This window comes from Flavobacterium araucananum, from assembly GCF_002222055.1.
In the GTDB taxonomy this organism is placed as follows: domain Bacteria; phylum Bacteroidota; class Bacteroidia; order Flavobacteriales; family Flavobacteriaceae; genus Flavobacterium; species Flavobacterium araucananum.
On the sequence record NZ_MUGS01000006.1, the window covers coordinates 90,319 to 110,470 of the forward strand.

Sequence of the window (20,152 nt, forward strand, 5' to 3'; positions counted from 1 at the left end):
CTAAAACTAACTGGCTATGTGGGGTAAGATTATTTATGGAATTATTGTCGCAAATATGATGTTTGCGGTAAATGGCTATTCGCAAGTAAAAAAGGATAGTATTGTACGGGTAGAAAAAGATAAAAAAGAAGTAAAACTAGTTAAGGAAGAAGCACAAAATATGATGCTTAATGCTTCTAATGACAATGGACCCCGAAATGTAAATATTGGTTTACCCGCAAGTATTGGCGGTACTACCATATTAGAAAATGGTCTTCCGGTAGTGTACAATTGGTCAGGTCAAGGTCCTACAAGTGTTTGGCGAGCAGCATCGAGTTTTAGCAAATTTCAAGTGCAAACAGTTGGCGAAACAGCAATATTTATTGGAGATGTGGGAGTTTCGGTAAGTACATACAGCAATAGAGGAACAGAAAAACACGAGCAGAATATCGCATTTAACACCAATAGTTATGGGCTTTTAAGAGGAGATATAAGCTTTAGTGGTCCTCTAAAAAACAATTGGTATTATGCTGCAAGTGCATTCCTGAATTTTGATCCTGGGACTTTTAGATCTGATTTTACCGATTATTTTGATAAAACACAGATTTATAAAGGGGTAATCACCAAAAAGTATAATGGAGGTAAAGGCGAAATTTCGGTTCAGTATAAATTTGCTGATTCTAAATCAATTACTTCAAAAGTAAGTCCTTATGTCTATAATCTGGACGGAACAATAAGTCAGTTTGGGGATTTTAAAATAGGTAGAGATTCTTATTTAGAGCAAACAGGAAAGTCAACTATTATTAATCCTATTACAGGACAAAGACAAACGCTGGACCAAATGAATGATATGGGGTCTACGACAAATGTAATTGATGTAATGGGGAAAAATACATTAGGTAATGGAATGAAACTCGATTATATTGTTCGTTTTCAAAATGCTAAATCAGGACTATACAATCCGTACTATACGAATTTAGGAAAGATTGATGCTGCAAAAAATCGCTTTGTTTATGCAGATAATCAAGATCAGGTATATCAGGGAGATTATGTACAGGGAGTAGCAATGCTGGCAACTCCAAAAATTTCTCAAAATACTATTATGGGAAAATTTGATTTAAGTAAAAAAACAAAAAAACATCATTGGCTGGCAGGACTAAGCGACTATTACTATGATATCGATAATTATTATCAGACTACTTATAATATGATTCAGGAAGTAGCAGCAAATCCTGCCAAGTTAATTACGCAAATAAAAGATGCCAATGGAAACTGGCAAAACGCAGCAGGAGTCGATGGTTATGGAAACTCAGGTTACAACAGTGCCTTGCAATATTATACTGGAAAAGAAAATAAACTGGCACTTTATGCTACAGAAAAGTGGTCTGTAAACAAAAAAATAGATCTTGATTTTGGAGCCCGGTTAGAATGGCAACGTATTGATGGTATGTGGTATCCTAAATCCAGCAGAGATGCAGCAAAGGCAGATGGTTTTTTGAATAACCAAATCGATATGTCGAGAAGACAAAGTATTCAAAAAGATTGGTTTAATAAAGCTTTTACAGCAAGTTTTCTTCATAAAACATTTAGAAATGTTGGCTTTTTGGCAGATGTATCTTATACTGAAGTAGCAGGAAATCTAAGCAGTTATTCCGGAGCTGATGATCCAAAAGTTACTCCGTCACAAATTCCCGGAGCATCTGTAGGAACTTATTTTAACCATTCGCTAATAAGTTTGGTTTCTAAGATTACATACATACAACGTAACAATTTTAAAAATAACTCTTCTTTTCAGGGCGGACACAAACAAACGATTACCTATGATATTCAAACCATAGGATGGACAACAGATATGGAGATAAAACCTTTTAAAGGGTTTAAATTTCATGCTTTGTTAACGCTTCAAAATCCGGAATATAAAAATTTTATCGTCGATTTAAGCGAAGTAGCTGCCGAAGGAAATAAAGTGTATGATTTTAGTGGCGGTACCGCCCGTAGTGTATCAAAAGTTCTTGTAGAATTAGATCCTAGTTATTCTTATAAAAACTGGAGACTATGGGTGAGTACGCGCTACTTTAGTAAAGAAGCAGCAAATTATCCTAATACTTTATTCTTTGCAAGTCGTTGGGAAACCTTTGGAGGAGTTGCTTGTAAACTGAATAAAAAAATAGATTTAAACCTTAATGTTGTCAACTTCCTGAATCAAAAAGGAGCACAGGGATCTATTTCCGGAACAAATACAACATCTATAGAGCAAGCTCAGGCTTTTGATGGTAAACCATTAGTGGGGACTTATATTCGTCCTTTTACGGTAGAATTTGGAATAAAAGTAAAATTATAATTATTAACAACAGAATCTATTATCATGAAGACACACAAAATTATTTTAGTATTAGTTTTCTTTTTTGGAATAACTTTAGGTATTACAGCTCAAAAATCTAAAAAAGAACCAATTGCAGAAAACAAAATTGTTACTTTTTATATTGCTCGTCACGGAAAAACGATGCTCAATACCCTTGACAGGGTGCAAGGCTGGTCTGACGCACCATTGACTCCGGAAGGAATTGAAGTAGCTCAATTTTTAGGCAGAGGTCTTAGAGGAATTGACTTTAAAGCAGCTTATACAAGCGATTTAGGACGTGCCCGACAAACAGCAAATATTGTATTAACGACAAAAGGAGATAAAAAAATACCAATTACAGAAACAGAAGGATTGAGAGAAACGAATTTTGGAAGTTATGAAGGCGATTTGAATTCGAAAATGTGGGGAGATATAGCACTTTATCTGCATTATCAAAATACAGATGATCTTTTTGCAAATGTAAAAATGAAGGGAGTCAAAGAATCCTTGAAGGTGGTGAAAATACTCGATAAATTAAATATGGCCGAAGATTACGAAGAAGTACGAACACGTACTCAAAATACGCTCAAAACGATTGCCGAGAAAGAAGCAGCCAGTGGTGGAGGAAATATATTTATGGTAGGACACGGAATGTCGATTGGTATGATGCTATCGAATATAACCGGTGTAGAAGTAGCAACCTCGCATATGGCAAATGCTTCTGTATGTAAAGTAGTGTATGAGAATGGTAAATTTACTATTTTATCTTTTGGAGATATGAGTTATGTCGAAAAAGGAAAAATAAAATAATACTAGTTCAAATAGATATTTTGTGCCATTAAGGAATTAAGAAAATTTAGGTTGAGATTTGACTAAACTTAATTTCTTAATGGTTTATTTTTTGATCTAAATAATTACTCAATATAGGCGTCAGGTCAAAAAAATGAATTTGCTGAGGTATATTGATAATAGGTTTTCTAACCAAAGCTTCATTGGTCAAATAATAATGTAAGCCGTCCAGAGTGGCAATTCCTTCGATTTGATGAAAAGGAAGTTTAAGGTTGATTCTTCGTTTGTTTCCCGATAAAAAATCGTTGTTTTTATAATCGTATAAAAGATACAGGAACGGTTTGCCTACTTTAGAATAACCACAAAGAACAATTAATTTGTTCGCCTCAAGATAGGTCGCGCCAGTTACCAGACCTTTTGTATCAAGAGTATTTTTTAATTGTGCAATATGGTTTCCGGATTTATTGGGTAACGCATAAATGCTGGTTTTAGAAGTACTCCACTGTTTGGTAAACAAATAAATACTGTCTTTGGAAACGATAAAAGCTTCGCAATCAAAATTTGATGTATTTCCTTTCTCACCAGACCAATCAGTTTGATCAGAATAGTGAAAGGAAATTTTTTCAATAACAGGATTTTCTTGCGTTAAAGATTTTTTCTCCATTTTTAGAATATTTAAATCTGTTCTGTTCCCGGAATAATTATTACCAAAATCTCCAATATAGAGATAAGTACTGTCTTGAGCGATTTCTTCCCAATCGTGATTTGTGACTTTATCAAGCACAATTTTTTTTCTAATTTTTCCTATCGAATCCAGTCCATAAATAGTTTTGTCATGGTCGTCATTGTGCGTCCATAGCAAATTATCGAAAGCAATTAATCCGGAAGTTTCTTTAATAGAATCGCTTAGTTTTTTTGAATAGTGAGGTTTAATTCTGAGATTTTTATACGAACAACTTCCATCGTTTATTGTTGCGTTGGCATTATAATTTCCGGAATACGAATCTGTACACCCTGAGACTTGCGAATAGGTTGAAACAGTATATAGAAGTGTGAGAAAAAAAAGTGCTTTTTTCATGGGTAAAAATTCAATTTTTCTGATGTAAAAATAGCATTTTATTGGTCTTTTTTTTTACAAATTATGCGTTGTTTATTGCCTCGATATTTTCTGATTTTAACAAAATTAAGGTTATAAGGGATACGTTTTTATTGTGTTAGAATAGGACATTTCTTTCTTTTTGACTTTTTGAACCCAATAACGTGTCTTACTTTTGCAAAAAAATAGAGGGCTCTTGATTGTGAATTTAAGTATATCTGTTTGATTTTTAATTGTTTGCAGTCTTGAATGACATTGTGCTCTTTTCTATTGTTTCTAGGTTCACTTTATGTGAGTTGGAGAAGCGAAGCTGTGTCCTGAATTAACTAATAATTTGCAAAAAATAATAATACGTTATGAAAATAGGAATTACATTTAGCGCTTTTGATTTACTTCATGCCGGGCATATCAAAATGCTGGAAGAAGCAAAACGTCATTGCGATTATTTAATTGTTGGTTTGCAAACAGATCCTACATTAGACAGACCAGAAAAAAATAGCCCCACTCAAACTATTGTCGAAAGATACATTCAACTCAAGGGATGCAAGTTTGTAGATGAAATTGTTCCTTATGCTACAGAGCGAGATTTAGAAGATATCTTACGTTCGTACAAAATAGATATTCGCATTCTGGGAGAGGAATATAAAGATAAAAATTTTACAGGACGTCTTTATTGCGAGCAAAAAGGGATTGTATTGTTTTTTAATGCCCGTGATCATCGATTTTCAAGCAGCGGACTTAGAAAGGAAGTGGCGGTTAGAGAGTTGACAAGGGTAAAATAGAGGAATAACTTCTTAACTAATAAATTAATAAGCTAAAAACGGTGTCAAAAGTTAAAATTATTTATACATCAGGAACATTTGATATGTTTCATTCTAATCATTTAAAGATGATTAAATACGCTAGAGGTTTGGGAGAAATTCTTATAATTGGTGTAAGTACTGATGAGCTGGTTTGTTCGTACAAAAAAGCTCCAATCGTCCCTTTTGAAGAAAGATTAGCAATCGTAGAAGCTTTAAAATATCCGGATATAATTATTCCGCAAAAATCTTTAGATCATACCGAGTTGGTTAAAAACTTAAATATTGATGCTTTTGTAGTAGGTGATGATTGGGTGGGAAAATATGATTATTTAAGGAAGTTAGGAATTGAGGTATTTTATTTTCCTTATGGAAATGGGGTTTCTTCTTCTAAATTAAAAGAAGAAATTTATCATAAGTACAAGGAATTAAAAAATGTTAGTGACAAACATGCAAATCCAGAGATAAAAGAAAAATGAAAAATGCATTAATAACAGGAGGAACAAAAGGAATTGGTAAAGCAGTTGCTGAACGTTTAATAAATGAAGGTTGGAATGTTATAGTAACGTATTGGTCTGATGAGGAAGCCGCAGCAAGTTTTAAAAAAAATATAGAAAACTTAAATACTACTGCACAAGTTGAAGTTCTAAAGGTAGATTGTAGTGATTTTAAAGCAATCAATATTATTGAAAAGTATTTCATTAAAAAAAATGTAAGTTTAGATGCAGTTCTCTTCAATGTTGGCGCTACAGACCGAACACTTTTTGGTCATATAACTCCTGAAAATTGGCAGAGAGTTTTTGATGTCAACATCAATATCCCAATGTTTTTATTGCAGAAATTATCATCTAAACTAAATGATGGAGCTGCTATTGTTTTTACAGGTTCGTCAATGGGCATTTATCCTCATTCAGTTTCTATATCCTATGGGGTAACTAAGGCAGCAGTGCATGCGCTTGTGAAAAATTTAGTAAAAGAACTTGCTCCAAGAAAAATTAGAGTAAATGCTGTCGCTCCTGGATTTGTTGCTACCGAATGGCAAAAAGCTAAACCATCTGAACAAAAAGTAAGCATAAATAAAAAAATTGCTTTAGGGCACTTTTGCGACCCCATTGAATTAACAGATGCCTATTGGTTTTTAATAAGTAATAATTATGTCAACGGAGAAATATTGGTAGTTGATGGCGGATATTCAATGTCATAAAAAATTTAACTGCTACTTATCATATATAACTGAAAAAATGCTTTTCAAAAAAATAAATTTAAATTCTACTTTAATATCTAATTTTTTTTCTTTAGTAATATTACAAGGGGCTAATTACATATTTCCATTATTAACAATTCCGTACTTATTTAGAACTCTTGGAGTTGATACTTTTGGTTTAATAAGTTTTGCTTCAGCATTTGCGCAATACTTTGTTATTCTAACTGATTTTGGATTTAATCTGTCAGGAGTACAATTTATTTCTATAAACAAAGATAATAAAGAGTTACGAGATGTTTTTCTTGTAAATGTAGTTGTTGCACAACTTTTTTTATTTATTACGGGCTTAGTATTCTTACTTATTTTGATATTTTCGATTGATAAGTTCGCAGCAAATAAATGGATTTATATACTTTCTTACGGAACAGTACTCGGATCGGTACTCTTACCAACCTGGTTTTTTCAAGGTATGGAACAAATGAAGTACGTTACTAAAATCAATATTGTAACACGTAGTTTAGCTATTATTCCTATTTTTTTCTTTGTAAAATCTGATGCCGATTATCTGTTAGTACCTCTTTTCTACGGCTTGGGATCAATAGCCTCCGGTTCAATAGCTCTTTATATTGCATGTAATCGATTTGATGTGGATTTTAATTTTGGGAAAGCATCTTTAAAAGGAATAAAAAAATGTATGAAAGATAGCTCTGATTTTTTTGTTTCCAGAATTTCGGTTTCTATATATACCGTAAGTAACACTTTTGTATTGGGTTTGGTCGCTGGAAATGTTGCGGTTGGTTACTATGCAGCAGCAGAGAAATTATATATGGCTGTTCAAAGTATGTACGGTCCTCTTAACAATGCACTCTATCCATACATGATTAAGCATAAAGATATTAGTATGTTCAAAAAAATATTTGGCTATGTGGTTTTAATAAATTGTATTGGTTTACCCATTTGTATGTATAACGCAGATTTTTTAATGCAGTTAATTTATAAAAATGTTGCTTTTGAAAGTGTTGTTACGCTAAAAATACTGTTTGGGGTATGCCTTATTTCGGTACTATCAATTTTATTAGGCTATCCGCTTCTAGGTGCTTTTGGACAAGCTCGTTATACTAATTTGACAGTTATTATTTCCTCTATATTTCATGTCACAATTTTAGTCTCATTAATATTCTTTGATTTTATTACTGTTTATTCAGTAGCTGGTTTAGTGGTTATAACAGAATTTTTAGTTTTGGTATTAAGAGCCAGACGTGTATATAAATTTATTTTAAATAATTAAAATGGAAGATTTAAGAAATTACAATCCAGAGGGATCTGACTTGCGAAGAGCGCAGTTACGAATGTTAGAAATAGCAAAAGAATTCGATCAAATTTGTAAAAAAAATAACATTACCTATTGGTTAATGTCTGGGACTCTTTTAGGAGCAAGACGTCATGGTGGTTTTATTCCTTGGGATGATGATTTTGATGTTGGAGTCAAAAGAGAAGATTATAATGCATTATTAGTTTGTTTAGAAAGAGAATTGACTGGAAATCTTAAATTACAAACAAGAAAAACAGATTCTAATTATCCTCTCTTTTTTTCTAAAATAAGAGATTTGAAATCTATTGTTTATGAAAATCAAGCTTCAGCTAGGAAGTATAAATATAATGGGCTATTTATTGACATATTTCCATTTGAATCTATCTGCTTGGGGAAAAAATGGAAACTTGCGTTAGATGTTAGATATTGTAAGTTAAAATATGAATCAAGACCCGGGTTTATATGGAAATTAATCTCAAATTTTATGTTTTCAGTTGTATCATTGATCATACCAGTGCTACGATTATTTGGACAATTCACGAACGATAAATTTTCGCATGGTTATGGCATCGGATTTTATGCCCCCCATAAATTTTCGACTTGTTTACCTGTTAGTAAAATTAAGTTTGAAGATTATGAATTTAATGCACCGCATAATGTTGATCAATATCTAATTGATGAGTATGGTGATTTTATGACAATTCCTCCTAAAGATAAGCGTGAATTTCATGCAACCAAAATAGAATTTCTTGAGTAATATATCAGCTTTTCCTTTAATTAAATACGAATAAATATGTTTACTGTCGTAATTCCATTATATAATAAAGAAAATTATATAGAAAGAAGTGTAAGAAGTGTTTTAAATCAAACTTTAGTTGAATTTGAGCTTTTAGTTATTAATGATGGGTCAACAGATAAAAGCGAAGAAGTTGTAAAAGATATTAAGGATAACAGAATTACCTTAATAAATAAAGTAAATGGAGGAGAATCTTCGGCGAGAAATTTAGGGATAAAAAATGCTAAATATGACTTTGTTGCATTTTTAGATGCAGATGATATATGGGATCCTAAATTTTTATTTGAAATTTGTGAAATAATAAAAAAGTATCCTGCAGCAGGTATATATACAAGCAATTATTACATACAAAATAATCAGAATGAATTATTAATTGCATTGAAAAGTAAAATTTTTAATAAATGTATGCTACTTAAGGACTACTTTAAATTATCTCGAAATATTCCTGTTATAACTTCAAATACAGCTGTAATTCGTAAAAATGTTTTTTTGGAAGTTTCTGATTTTGATGTGAATATTACTATGGGACCTGATCTCGAAATGTGGTACAGAATAGCAAAAAAATATCATATTGCTTTTACTCCGCTTATTGGTGCTACTTATTGCCAAGATGCTAATGATAGAATTTGTAATGTAAAGCGAAATATTAATTACAATTTCTTTTCAAAAATAATTGATGATTTCCAAATTGAATTAAATGCAAATTTTTCAAAAAAGTCTGAAATAAGATATATTAATGAATTAGTCATAAAAGATGTAAAAGAAATTTTAAAAACCAATAGCGCTTTAAATGCTCGTATTGCCATTTTTGAATATCGCAAAATGGGTGTAAAAATATTTCTTTGGCGCTTATATTATCTAAGTACCTATTTTCCTATTGCTTTGTTTAAAACGATACACAAACTAAATGTTTTTTTATTGGATCATTATGAAAATATTTTTGAATAGTGTATCCAAAAATTAGCAAAAAACAGCAATTTAACAATTTCAATTTTCTTTCCTTCTTTGCTAGAATAGACATGGAAATAAGAGATAAAATAATTTTTAGTGTTTAATAAAAATATCTTTTTACGGTTGTTAATTCTCTTTCTTTTGATTGAGATTGTTTTTCATTATACAGGGGCAGAATCAGTTAAGTTATTGCTATATGGATGTGAAATTTTATTTATTCTTTTTTCTTTAAATTTTGTGATTCAGGAAACAAAAAAAGGTATGGCAAACATGACCTACTTAATAATTTATGTTTTATCTGTCTCATGTACATTTTTTTTAAATGAACATAACAAAATTGATGATGCATTTAAAATATTTGGAGGCATTGCAATTTATTCGGCATCCTTATACTCATTTAAAAATGGATTTGTAATTTCAAAAAAAAATCAAATTGAAGTTGGCATAATATCCTTATTGCCCTTATTAATTTTTGTTTTTGATAAAATTATAGGTTTTCAAGAATCGGTATACTCAATATCTATTTTTCCAAATTCAAATAATTATGTATTGTATAATATTTGTTGTGTATGGTTAATGATGATTTATAATTTTCAGAAAAAATACATACTTACATTTTTAATAATAAGTTTTCTAATAACTACTACGTTAGGTGCTTTATTGAGTGTTTTGATTGCTGTATGTTATTATTTTAGAAGCAAAATTTTTAGATTAAAGTATATTTTTAGTTCAAGTTTTTTACTTATAGTAATAGTATTTCTTATTACATATTCAGATATATACATATTTGAAAAATTAAGAAATTCAATAACAGTTTTCGGATCCTTACTAAATGAAGGTTCTGTTGGAAACTTATCAAGTGTAAGTTTTGAAGATGCGCTTTTGATGTCTAATTCAAAAGATGATAGTAATTTGTCATTCCTTTTTCGAATTAAAATCTGGACCGAAATTATTTACTATTTTTTTAATCAAGATTTTTTTAATCTAATCTTTGGTCTTGGTTTTCGTTCTGTTCCCCAGATAAATAGTTTCGGATTGGTCGCTCACAATGATTATTTGACTTGGTTAGTCGATTTGGGGTTTTCTGGTTTTTGCATAATTGTGTATGGAGTTTGGTCTGGTTTTAAAAAGTTAAGCAAAACCGAGTATATAATACCTTACTTGTCAATACTTATTTACTTTTTTACAGAAAATTTGTTTTATAATTTTTTTGCAGTCATAATATTTTGCTTCTGCTTGGCTACATCGATAAGAATACTAAATAAATAGCTATGAAAATATTACAAATAAATAAATATCATTATATACGAGGAGGTTCAGATAGTGTCTATTTCAATTCAGGAGAATTACTTAAAAAAAAAGGTCATGAAGTTATTTATTTTGCAATGAATTTCGATGAGAATGTTTCCTGTTCGGAAGAAAAATATTTTGCAGAAAATAAAGATTTTTCAACGTCATCGTTAAGAAAGAAAGTTGCTAATCTTCCTTCTTTTTTTTACAATAAAAATGCGGAGAAGAAATTACTGAGTTTAATTGAGACAGAAAAACCTGATATTGCACATTTACATATTTTTTACGGTAGTTTGACTTCTTCTATATTAAAAATTTTAAAAGAAAAAAAAATACCCACTGTTGTATCTGTACATGACTACAAATTCATTTGTCCTTCTTATATATTAATAGATGGTCAAAATAGAGTTTGTGAAAATTGTAAAGGCAAGAATTATTTTAACGCAATAAGAAACAAGTGCATTAAAAATAGCTATGCTTTTAGTTCGATATTTGCTTTAGAAGCTTATTATAGGGATTACTTTTTTCCGCTAAATCAAATGTTTAATAAATTAATATTTGTAAGTAAATTTTCGGCTAATATTCATGGTATATATAAACCTGAATTAAGTAATATCACCACACATCTATACAATTTTGATCCTCTTTTAGGATTAAAAAAACATAACTCAAATAAAGGGGAGTATTTTTTATATGCTGGACGAATTTCTAGAGAAAAGGGTATTAAAACATTAATAAAAGCAGCTAGTTTTTTATTTAACATTAACCTTAAAATAGTTGGTACGGGTGAAAATATTATCGAATATAAAGAATTAGCCACACCTAATGTTGCTTTTTTAGGATTCCAAAAAGGAGAACAACTTAGAGAAACAATTGCTAATGCGAGTTTTGTGATAGTACCATCAGAATGGTATGAAAATAATCCAATGGCAATAATTGAAGCCTACAGTATTGGTAAACCTGTAATTGCAGCAAATATTGGAGGTATTCCTGAAATTGTTAGAAATGGAACAACTGGTTTTTTATTTGAATCTGGAAATTCAGAAGATTTGATTAAACAGTTAGAGAGAGCAAATAATCTCTCAGAGTTAGAATATAAAATAATGTCTGATAATGCATTTTTATACGCTAATCAAGAATTTTCTTCAGAAGTACATTATCAAAATTTGATAACAATTTATAACGATGCTTTTACAGTATCAAATTAATATCCCTTTTTCATATCTATTGTTTCAGACTATTTTGAACTAAATAGTTTACTACACATTTAAAGCATATAATTTAATTTTAAATAAATGAAAATCTCAATAATAGGAACAAGAGGAATTCCTAATCATTACGGAGGTTTTGAACAATGCGCCCAATACCTTGCTTTAGGTTTGGTAAAAAGAGGCTTTGAAGTTATTGTTTATAATTCCCACAATCATCCTTATCAGGAAAAAGAATGGAACGGTGTTCAGATCATTCATCAGTACGATCCGGAACATAAATTAGGTACTATAGGTCAGTTTATTTATGACTTCAATTGTATTCTGGATGTTAGAAAACGCAACTGCGATATTATTCTGCAATTAGGCTATACAAGTAGTTCTGTCTGGGGTTTTCTAATGCCTAAAAAAGCAATATTGACTACCAATATGGATGGTCTTGAATGGAAAAGAACCAAATATTCAGAAAGAGTAAAAAAATTCCTGAAATATGCAGAGTCGTTAGGCGTAAAATATAGCGATCATCTTATCTCAGATTCGATTGGGATTCAGAATTATTTGCAAAATAAATATGGAGCATCCTCCACTTATATTGCATACGGAGCCGCTCTCTTTACAAATAATAGTAGCGAAGTCCTATCAGATTATAATTTGAAACCCTACGAATATGATATGCTTATTGCCAGATTAGAACCTGAAAACAGCATTGAAATTATCTTAGATGGTGTTGCAAAAGCAAATCTAGTCCGTCCGTTTTTAATAATTGGGAATCATGAAACTCCCTACGGCAACTATTTAAAACAAAAGTACAGAGATAACTCTCCAATTCAATTTATGGGTAGTATCTATGATATCGATCTTTTAAACAATTTACGATATTACTCTAACCTATACTTTCACGGGCATACAGTAGGAGGAACAAATCCTTCCTTGCTTGAAGCTATGGCATCCAATAGTTTGATTTGTGCCAATAATAACGATTTCAATAAATATATTTTGGCGAACGATGCCCTTTATTTTAATGATGCAGATGAGGTTGCTCATCATCTATTGAATATAAAATATGAGGATGATAAATACCAGTTAATGCTGGCGCAAAATAGCCAAAAAATAACCAATACCTACGATTGGGAAATCATTGTAGATCAATATGCAAATCACTTCGCAGATATTGTAAAAATTAAAAATAATATTCCCTTATCATGAAAATTTTAGAGCAATTATCGCAATATAGTTTTTCACGTTATTTCAAAATTATGTTTGCACTTTGGGATGTGGTTTTGTTAAACGCAGCTACTCTCCTTTCCTTATTTATTACGTATAGAGATCCGGATGTTTTTTTCTTAAAAGAAATTCAAACTATTGCGTTACCAAGTAGTTTGATCTGGATTGGATTATTATTCTATAAAGATTCATACGGGATTATAAGGGCAGAAACAATAGAAACAATATTGAAAAGAACCATAAAAAAAATTGTCATTCATGGTGCTATAGTTACAATTTTTGTCTTTGTACTAAAAGAGACCGAAATTTCATGTACGTATTTAACTTGTTTTTACCTGATTTTCTTCGCAATGTTGATGATCTCTCGTTTCTTATCAATGAAGCTTCTAAAATATATTAGAGCAAGAGGGTACAATTTTAGAAGTTTTATAATTGTTGGTGCTAATACTACCGGAAAACAGATTCGGAAAACATTGTCCAGAAATTTAACCTTTGGCTACAAATTTCTTGGTTTTTTTGATGAAGAAATAGACAGTTCAAATACAGCTTTTGTAAATGTTTTAGGGGGATTTGATTCCATCGAAGAATTTATCAGCAGAGAAAAAGTAGATGAAATGTATGTTGCGCTGCATATAGACGCTATAGATGTCATAAACAGGCTAATAGAGATTTGCGAGCATCACATGGTACGAATTAAATTTGTGCCTGATTTTCAGCTTTATACGAAATCAAGCAAAGTCGAAATTTCTTTTTATGAAAATACACCTGTATTAATGTTTCGAAGAGAACCTTTGGAATTTGTCTCGAACAGGTTTATAAAAAAAATATTTGATGTGTGCTTTTCATTAGCAGTCATCATTTTGATTTTTCCTTGGTTGTTTCCCATAATAATTCTCATTATCAAGATAGAATCTTCCGGTCCTGTCTTTTTCAGGCAAAAACGATCAGGCAGAGACAATAGATCTTTTACCTGTTTTAAATTTAGAAGTATGACCGTAAATAAGCTTTCAGATTTTAAACAAGCTAAAAAAGGGGACAGTCGTATTACAAAATTTGGTGCTTTTATGCGTAAAACCAGTATCGATGAGTTGCCACAATTTTTTAATGTCCTGATTGGAAACATGTCTGTAGTTGGTCCCAGACCGCACATGCTCAATCATACCAAAGAATATAGTGAGCTAATCAATAACTATTTGGTTCGTCAATATACAAAACCGGGTATTACCGGATGGGCTCAGGTAAATGGCTACCGAGGTGAAACGAAAAAACTTATTGATATGGAAAATAGGGTGGAGTTTGATATCTGGTACATCGAAAATTGGAGTTTAATATTAGACATGAGAATTATCTTGAAAACTATTATGAATGTCCTGCATGGTGAAAAAAATGCCTATTAATAATTAAATCCCTTCACTTTTTAAAATAAAATTATTTACAACAAAAAGGTTTTACTAGTAATAAACCTTTTCTTTAAAATTATATAGAATGAAACTCAAATACTTTTCCCGAATAAAAACAATTGGTTTTATACCACTTTTGGTTTTATTTTTTTCATGTGCTTCTAAACATGATGTCGTCTATTATCAAAATATAGAGGCTATTTCAGCATCACAGGATGCAAATTTTTACGAGGTTAAAATTCAGCCTGATGATTTATTAATGATTATCGTTTCTGCTGATGATCCGGAGGTATCCATTCCTTTCAATCTAAAAACATATAGTATTTCCAGCAGCAAATTAGATGTTGCCCGTGGTCAGGAAACCATTCAGTTATATTTGGTCGATCAGGCTGGTTATATAGAATTTCCTGTATTGGGGAAACTGCATGTTGGTGCGCTGACACGTAGCGAAGTATTGCAGTTATTGAAAGACAGAATTGGCAATTATATCAAAAATCCAATTGTTAACATACGTATTACAAATTTTAAAGTTTCAGTACAGGGAGAGGTAAACCTGCCCGGAACTTATCCTGTAAATTCAGAAAGAGTTACCTTAATTGAAGCATTAAGTATGGCAAAAGACCTCACCATTTATGGTAAAAGAGACAATATTTTGGTCATTAGAGAAAACAATGGCAAAAAATCATATAACAGAATTGATCTTACAAAATCTGATTTTATCAATTCCCCTTTCTATTATTTAGCGCAAAATGATGTAGTATATGTTGAACCTAATAAAACAAAGGTTAATGCATCTGCAGTTGGTCCAAATACCTCAGTAATCATATCTGCGGTTTCTATTCTAGTATCGCTTTGTGTCTTAATTTTTAAATAAAATAATAAAATGCAAAAGAAAAATTATTATAAGGATATTATAGATAATGAGGTCGAAAAGATTGATTTTAGAGAACAAATAAATACCTATGTAGTTCACTGGCGATGGTTTTTAATTAGTTTAGGTATAGGTTTTATTTTAGCTTTTTTATACTTGCGATATACGCCACCAAGTTATGAGGCTTCTACAACAATATTGGTTAAGGATGAAAAAAAGGGAGGAATACTATCTGAGTTATCAGCTTTTGCTGATTTAGGAATAGGAGGAAATATAAAAAGTAATGTTGATAATGAAATTGAAATTTTAAAATCGAGAACATTACTTGAAAGTACTATTCAGGAAATAAATCTGAATGTGTTTTTATTTCTTGACGGCAATATAACAGATCGTGATATTTATGCCGATACACCAATAAAAATTGATTTTTTGAATAAAACAACTTTATGCAATACTGCCAAGACTGTTTTAAAATGTAATCTATTAAACGAGACGACCTTTAGTTTAGAAGAGCAAACAAAAGATAAAGCGCATGCGAAGAATATAATTTTATCTCCAAAAAAAGAATTTAAATATGGAGAAATAATCGTTACGACATTAGGAAACTTAGTTTTTAATAAAACAGTTAACTACGAACAAAATCATACAGATCGCTTTAAAACTATTCTTATCGTTGTAAAACCTCTGGATGATATATCAGAAGTTTTTAAAAAACAATTAAAAGTAGAGCCTGTAAGTAAAATGAGCAGTGTTGTTACTGTTTCGATATCAGATCCGGTTGCTAAAAAGGCGGAGGATTTTTTAAATACAATGATAGAAATTTATAATAAAGAAGCGGCTGAGGATAAAAATTTTATTTCAGAAAACACTTCGGCATTTATAGCCCATCGTCTGGCATTAATAACGCAAGAGTTAGATGGGGTTGAGAAACATGTTGAGAACTTTAAGAAATCTAATAATTTGACAGACATTGATTCAGAAGCAAAACTTTTTATTGAAGGTGTAGCGGAATATGATAAAAAAGATGTCGAAACAGAAATTCAATTAAATATTGTCTCTTCGATGTTAGATTTTATTAAAAAAAGTACCAATTCAGATTTATTACCTTCTAATATGATTACAGACAAAGGTGATACTTCCGGGCTTATTACTTCTTACAATCAGTTGGTCTTGGACCGAAACAGAATACTAAAGTCAGCTACAACAGAGAATCCTGCCGTAGTAAAATTAGATCAGCAAATAACGTCTTTAAAAGCTAATGTAGAAACCAGCTTAAAACGTACACAGTCCAATTTAGCAATTCAGAACCGGGATATAAAAAATCAGGAAGGAGCTATGAACACTAAAATAGCCAAAATTCCGGTGCAGGAACGTCAGTTCAGAGTAATTGCAAGACAGCAAAAAGTAAAAGAAGAATTGTATTTATATCTGTTACAAAAACGAGAAGAAATTGCAATATCCTTATCTGTTACAGAGGCAAATGCCAGAGTAATTGATAAAGCGAAAGCAGATAAAAAAATAGCAGCACCAAAGAAAAAAATAATATATCTGGGAGCAATATTAATGGCTATAATAATTCCTTTTGGCTTTATTTATACCAGCGATTTACTTGATACAAAGATTAAAAGCAGACTCGATTTAGAAGGAAAAACGCGAATTCCGTTTATTGGAGACATTCCTACGTCTAATGAAACAGCTAAATTAATAAAATCAGAAAGCAGAACCAGTTCAGCCGAAGCCATTCGTATTGTTCGAACAAATCTTGAATTTATGCTCAATAAAGTAGCCGAAAATACAGCAAAGACTATATTTGTTACTTCTACGTTGGCATCAGAAGGAAAAACATTTGTTTCGGCTAATTTAGCTGCCACATTTGCATTATCAGGTTCCAGGGTTTTATTGATAGGATTAGATATTAGAAATCCAAAATTTGATACATTTCTTAATGTTCCTAATTTAGGTTTAACGAATTATTTATCATTACCTAATGCAGAGATTGACGATTATATTATCAAATTCAAAGAATATCAAAATTTATTTATTCTTCCGTCAGGAGTTATTCCGCCCAATCCTACAGAATTACTGATGAATAAAAAAGTAAATCAGCTTTTTACAAAATTAAAAAAAGAGTATGATTATATAATTGTTGACACAGCACCGGTGAGTTTAGTTACAGATACTTTGTTAGTAGCTAAAAATGCAGATACATTTGTATATGTGATGCGTGCAAATTTTCTAGAAAAACGAATGTTATCTATTGCAAATGCCTTTTATAAAGAAAACAAACTGCCAAACATGTGTATTGTACTTAATGATACCCATTCAAATGGTTACAGTTATGGTTATGGCGAAAAAGAAGAGAAAAAATCATGGTTAAAAAAAATCATCTCATAAACCAATTCAATTTTTTAGATTAAAAACGGCTCAAATACTTGAGTCGTTTTTTTATTTATCAATATTTGAATTTCGAGCTTCACCATCGTTATGTAAATTTTAAAAGAATTGACACTAAAATAGCGTTAAAATATAATTAAAATGTTATTTTGCAGCAACAATGTTTAAACATTAAACAGAGTTCTTAAATATGAAGCTTTTACAAGAATTATCTCGTTTCCGTATCTCCCGTTATTTCAAACTTTTATTTGTTTGTTTCGATGTTTTTTTGCTAAATACAGCAATCGTTCTTTCCGTATACGCAAGATTTGGAAATCTGGATGTACTTTTTTTTAAAGAAGAAAAAACAATTTCACTATTAGTAAATCTAGTATGGATTGGTTTACTGCTTCATAAAGATTCTTACAGGATAATTAGAATAGAATATATAGAATCGATATTAAGGAGAACTATAAAAAAAATATTAATGCACGCTGCATTGATTGTTTCCTTTGTTGTGTTCTTAAAATATTCTGATATTTCAAGGCTCCAATTATTCTATTTTTATTTGTTTTTCTTTGTATTAATCATGATTTCGCGCTATATATTCATGAAACTTTTAAAACTGATAAGAGCCAAAGGATATAATTTTAAAAACTTCATTATTGTTGGAGCCAATGAAACAGGAGAACGAATGCGAAAAACGTTATCAAAAGATCTAACCTACGGATATAGATTTTTAGGTTTTTTTGATGATAATGTAGATTCAGTACCTATTTTACTGAGTCCCGTTTTGGGCAAATGCGATGCTATCCAGGAATTTATTTTAAAAGAAAAAGTAGACGAAATGTATGTAGCATTGCATATTGATAATATTGAAATCATTAACCAGTTGGTAAAAATCTGTGAGCAGAACATGGTGCGGATAAAATTTATTCCTGATTTTCAATTGTATACAAAATCCAGCAAAGTCGAGATTACTTTCTATGACAATACACCAGTTTTAATGTTTCGTCGCGAACCCTTAGAATTTGCAATAAACAGACTTGTTAAAAAAGTATTTGATGTTTGTTTTTCCGGAGCAGTAATCTTATTTATATTCCCGTGGTTGTTTCCTATACTTATGATTATTATTAAACTGGAATCATCAGGACCAGTATTGTTTAAGCAAGAACGTTCAGGACGTGATAATCGATCTTTTATCTGTTTTAAATTTAGAAGTATGTATGTCAATGACTTGGCACATAAAAAACAAGCAGGACGAGGAGACAGTCGCATTACTAAATTTGGCGCTTTTATCCGAAAAACAAGTATCGATGAATTGCCACAATTTTTCAATGTTTTTTGGGGAGATATGTCCGTTGTAGGACCCAGACCACACATGGTAAATCTGGCAAAAGAATACAGTGATTTAATTAATAATTATTTAGTTCGTCAATATGCCAAGCCCGGAATAACCGGATGGGCACAAGTTAATGGTTATCGTGGCGAAACAAAAGAACTTATTGATATGGAAAATCGGGTAGATTATGATATTTGGTATATTGAAAACTGGAGTTTATTGCTGGATATGAAAATTATTGTACGTACTGTTATGAATGTTTTTAAAGGAGAAGAAAATGCCTATTAGTAGACTCCTTTTTTCTTTAAAATTTGAAAAACGTATTATTGGCTATCACTTCTTTTAACATAGAAATATGATTCACTTTTATTTTTTGATGAAGCGCGTCGATGTGTTTTTTATGATGCACATCAGTTCCAACAAAATCATACATCCCTTTTTTTAGAAGTAGATCTGCAACTTTGGTAATCCTTTCGCCATAATAACCTACCAAAGACAGTAAATTAAGTTGAAACAAACATCCTGCTTTTTTAAGTTTTTCGTATTCATCAAAATTTTTATGATAGAACAAATATCGTTCAGGATGCGCCAGAACCGGAATATAACCCGCAACTTGCAGATCAAATAATAGGGTGTAAAGTTGTACGGGAGGATTCATATACGACATTTCGACCAGAACATAATTGTCTTTTAAAGTCAGGAGTTTTTCTGATTTAAAATGAGCTTGAAACCAATCGTCCATAAAATATTCTGCTGCAACCCTAAAAGGGATTTTAAGAATATCATTATCCAATAATTGAGTAGTTTCTGCCTGTTTTGCAATAATAGACTGAGGCGAATTATTCCAGATATAATGGCTAATGTGTGGTGTAGTTACAAACTCATAGATACCAATTTCCTGAAATGCTTTTATAAGTTTTGTTGTTTCAGTAATCGTTTTTGCACCATCATCAATACCCGGTAATAAATGCGAATGAATATCTACATAATGATCTGTGAGAAGGTCTTTTAAATAAGGTCTAGATTTGAAAAATATTGACATTTTGCAAAAGTAAAGCATTCGTTGGGATTCTCTTACCCTCAAGTGGTTTTATTATGGTGGAATTAATATTAATATACTTATTCAATAATAATTTTGCGCTTTATTAATTATGTTTTAATTTGCATTGCTGAAAA

General features: G+C 30.9%; 17 protein-coding genes. 15 read left to right on the forward strand and 2 right to left on the reverse strand.

The window, feature by feature from the left end; genetic code table 11:
* Window positions 1–16: 16 nt before the first annotated feature.
* Both B0A64_RS06090 and B0A64_RS06095 read left to right on the forward strand, forming a co-directional pair.
* A complete protein-coding gene (locus tag B0A64_RS06090; protein WP_123875879.1) occupies window positions 17–2,320 on the forward strand; it encodes a TonB-dependent receptor in 2,304 nt (767 codons plus the stop codon).
* A 24-nt stretch (window positions 2,321–2,344) separates the two neighbouring features.
* On the forward strand, window positions 2,345–3,130 hold the full coding sequence (locus B0A64_RS06095) for a histidine phosphatase family protein (RefSeq protein ID WP_089478637.1): 786 nt from the start codon (window positions 2,345–2,347) through the stop codon (window positions 3,128–3,130).
* A gap of 76 nt (window positions 3,131–3,206) precedes the next feature.
* On the opposite strand, the gene B0A64_RS06100 is transcribed toward B0A64_RS06095, so the two are convergent.
* Complete coding sequence (locus B0A64_RS06100) at window positions 3,207–4,187, reverse strand: hypothetical protein (RefSeq protein ID WP_089478638.1); 981 nt, start codon at window positions 4,185–4,187, stop codon at window positions 3,207–3,209.
* Window positions 4,188–4,561: 374 nt separating this feature from the next.
* Here B0A64_RS06100 and B0A64_RS06105 point away from each other — a divergent pair, with 374 nt between their 5' ends.
* The 13 genes from B0A64_RS06105 (at window position 4,562) to B0A64_RS06165 (ending at window position 19,264) form a co-directional block, all read left to right on the forward strand.
* Entirely contained in the window at window positions 4,562–4,987 is a 426-nt protein-coding gene (locus tag B0A64_RS06105; protein WP_089478639.1) for an adenylyltransferase/cytidyltransferase family protein, read from the forward strand.
* Between the two features lie 41 nt (window positions 4,988–5,028).
* On the forward strand, window positions 5,029–5,484 hold the full coding sequence (locus B0A64_RS06110) for an adenylyltransferase/cytidyltransferase family protein (RefSeq protein ID WP_089478640.1): 456 nt from the start codon (window positions 5,029–5,031) through the stop codon (window positions 5,482–5,484).
* Window positions 5,481–6,209, forward strand: a complete 729-nt coding sequence (locus B0A64_RS06115) for an SDR family NAD(P)-dependent oxidoreductase (protein ID WP_089478641.1) — start codon at window positions 5,481–5,483, stop codon at window positions 6,207–6,209. The genes B0A64_RS06110 and B0A64_RS06115 overlap by 4 nt, the downstream gene beginning before the upstream one ends.
* Before the next feature lie 37 nt (window positions 6,210–6,246).
* The gene (locus B0A64_RS06120) at window positions 6,247–7,497 is read left to right on the forward strand and encodes an oligosaccharide flippase family protein (RefSeq protein WP_165769768.1); all 1,251 of its coding nucleotides are present in this window, start codon (window positions 6,247–6,249) and stop codon (window positions 7,495–7,497) included.
* 1 nt (window position 7,498) lies between these two features.
* The gene (locus tag B0A64_RS06125; protein ID WP_089478643.1) at window positions 7,499–8,278 is read left to right on the forward strand and encodes a LicD family protein; all 780 of its coding nucleotides are present in this window, start codon (window positions 7,499–7,501) and stop codon (window positions 8,276–8,278) included.
* Between the two features lie 36 nt (window positions 8,279–8,314).
* Window positions 8,315–9,265, forward strand: coding sequence for a glycosyltransferase family 2 protein (locus tag B0A64_RS06130; RefSeq protein ID WP_089478644.1), 951 nt, complete (start codon window positions 8,315–8,317; stop codon window positions 9,263–9,265).
* A gap of 144 nt (window positions 9,266–9,409) precedes the next feature.
* A complete protein-coding gene (locus tag B0A64_RS06135; RefSeq protein WP_089478645.1) occupies window positions 9,410–10,537 on the forward strand; it encodes a hypothetical protein in 1,128 nt (375 codons plus the stop codon).
* 2 nt (window positions 10,538–10,539) lie between these two features.
* Complete coding sequence (locus B0A64_RS06140; RefSeq protein WP_089478646.1) at window positions 10,540–11,766, forward strand: glycosyltransferase; 1,227 nt, start codon at window positions 10,540–10,542, stop codon at window positions 11,764–11,766.
* 87 nt (window positions 11,767–11,853) lie between these two features.
* Window positions 11,854–12,972 carry a DUF1972 domain-containing protein gene (locus B0A64_RS06145; RefSeq protein ID WP_089478647.1) on the forward strand — a complete coding sequence of 373 codons (1,119 nt, stop codon included), beginning with the start codon at window positions 11,854–11,856 and terminating at the stop codon, window positions 12,970–12,972.
* Window positions 12,969–14,387 carry an undecaprenyl-phosphate glucose phosphotransferase gene (locus tag B0A64_RS06150; protein WP_089478648.1) on the forward strand — a complete coding sequence of 473 codons (1,419 nt, stop codon included), beginning with the start codon at window positions 12,969–12,971 and terminating at the stop codon, window positions 14,385–14,387. The genes B0A64_RS06145 and B0A64_RS06150 overlap by 4 nt, the downstream gene beginning before the upstream one ends.
* An 88-nt stretch (window positions 14,388–14,475) precedes the next feature.
* A complete protein-coding gene (locus tag B0A64_RS06155; RefSeq protein WP_089478649.1) occupies window positions 14,476–15,264 on the forward strand; it encodes a polysaccharide biosynthesis/export family protein in 789 nt (262 codons plus the stop codon).
* Between the two features lie 9 nt (window positions 15,265–15,273).
* Window positions 15,274–17,655 (forward strand): GumC family protein, encoded by a 2,382-nt coding sequence (locus tag B0A64_RS06160; RefSeq protein WP_089478650.1) that lies wholly within the window; start codon window positions 15,274–15,276, stop codon window positions 17,653–17,655.
* 190 nt (window positions 17,656–17,845) lie between these two features.
* Window positions 17,846–19,264 (forward strand): undecaprenyl-phosphate glucose phosphotransferase, encoded by a 1,419-nt coding sequence (locus B0A64_RS06165; protein WP_089478651.1) that lies wholly within the window; start codon window positions 17,846–17,848, stop codon window positions 19,262–19,264.
* A gap of 16 nt (window positions 19,265–19,280) precedes the next feature.
* On the opposite strand, the gene B0A64_RS06170 is transcribed toward B0A64_RS06165, so the two are convergent.
* Window positions 19,281–20,018, reverse strand: a complete 738-nt coding sequence (locus tag B0A64_RS06170) for a tyrosine-protein phosphatase (RefSeq protein ID WP_089478652.1) — start codon at window positions 20,016–20,018, stop codon at window positions 19,281–19,283.
* Between the last annotated feature and the right edge of the window lie 134 nt (window positions 20,019–20,152).